Annotated in this window: 2 protein-coding genes and 1 pseudogene; all 3 read left to right on the forward strand. The window is 30.2% G+C overall.

Annotated elements, in window-relative coordinates; all coding sequences use genetic code 11:
- Positions 1-224: hypothetical protein (locus tag COZ07_RS01150; RefSeq protein ID WP_406606768.1), on the forward strand; the 224-nt coding region annotated here is incomplete at its 5' end.
- A gap of 12 nt (positions 225-236) precedes the next feature.
- Positions 237-665 (forward strand): DUF6941 family protein, encoded by a 429-nt coding sequence (locus COZ07_RS01155; protein ID WP_406606769.1) that lies wholly within the window; start codon positions 237-239, stop codon positions 663-665.
- A 420-nt stretch (positions 666-1,085) separates the two neighbouring features.
- Positions 1,086-1,327, forward strand: a pseudogene (locus COZ07_RS01160) (hypothetical protein); the annotation flags it as partial.

A 1,327-nucleotide genomic window follows, 5' to 3' on the forward strand; every position in this document is an offset into this window, starting at 1 on the left:
CAGAAAATAAATATGATTATAATGAATCTCAGAAAATACATATAAATGCGGCAATACAAAAATTGCTGCCTGAAATAGATTTTTGCAAGGAAGATTTCGTTGAGGCTGGTGGTATAGTAGCAACATCCGGATCTGCGCTTTTCTATAAGTATTATGAGAAAAAGGATATGAATAACCAAGAAAAAATATATAACGAAGTCACGCTTATAACAAACACAGAATAGAGGAGATTAGAAATGAAATTATTGGATTTTATTATTTGTGATGATATTAGAAACGAATTAGGGAACAAACACTCTCTGATGGGTATTTATGATGATTCTATTGAGTTCCAAGTAACTCCGGATAATCAAAATACGTGGCCAAAATTATTAAGAGTTGGGATATATGCAAAAGTAAAAACCGAAGACAATGAGGAAATATTTAAATTTAAAATACGGATGAAATACAATGAAAAAGAAACAGTATTAGTTGATAGTGTTTTACCCCAACCGAGAATTAAAACTTTAAAAAAAATAAATATCGCATTTGTCCATAGTGCTTTCAAATTTGAAAACCCAGGAAATATTACATTTTTCTTAGATTTTTATAATCAAAAAAAAGAACTTATAGCTACACTTTCTCCAGAATTTGTAATTAGTGTTAAGGAAAAAGTAATACAATAGTAGTCTAATATTTCGTAGGAATAGTTGGTGTGTTTAAGATATAGAGCTGCCTCAATGGTTTGTTACGGGGATAGATGTCCTAGCTCAATAATTCGGTAACTTTTTCAAACTTTTTTTAAGGGGTATGATAATCTAATCCCACATTTTCTTATAAATAATTATATTCATACGACAGAAGGACTCGGTCTTTTAGTGCAAAGAAATACTTGAATTACTGCTGGAGTTTACACTCACGAAAGTGGGTGCAGGAATGACATAGGAACCTTTATTTACAAGGGTTTTAGAAAATAATGGGGACAGGCTTTACTTTTTGTCTGGCACTAAATGCGGGAGGACAAAAGAAGACTGTCCCCATTATTTTTAAATTTTCATGCATTTGGAAAAATTTGAGAACCTTAATTTTATTCAGGAAGGAGAACTATGAGTAAAATTTTTAAAATAAATAGAAAAATTGTTTTAGTAATTTTTATTGTCCTTGATTTATTCTGCATTGCCATGGGGATGGGAGTTCCTATCTTTTGCATTTTGTTCGGGTTTCCTATGGGATGGTATATCGCAAAAAGAATAACTATTAACCCAGAAAATATGAATATTATTTTTAGGAAAATTTTCGTTTATGCCATTATCACTTCATTTTTTACTTTTTTTATAATGAGTATTAT

The sequence above is a fragment of the Candidatus Infernicultor aquiphilus genome (genome assembly GCF_002784285.1).
GTDB classification, from domain to species: Bacteria; Atribacterota; Phoenicimicrobiia; order Phoenicimicrobiales; family Phoenicimicrobiaceae; genus Infernicultor; species Infernicultor aquiphilus.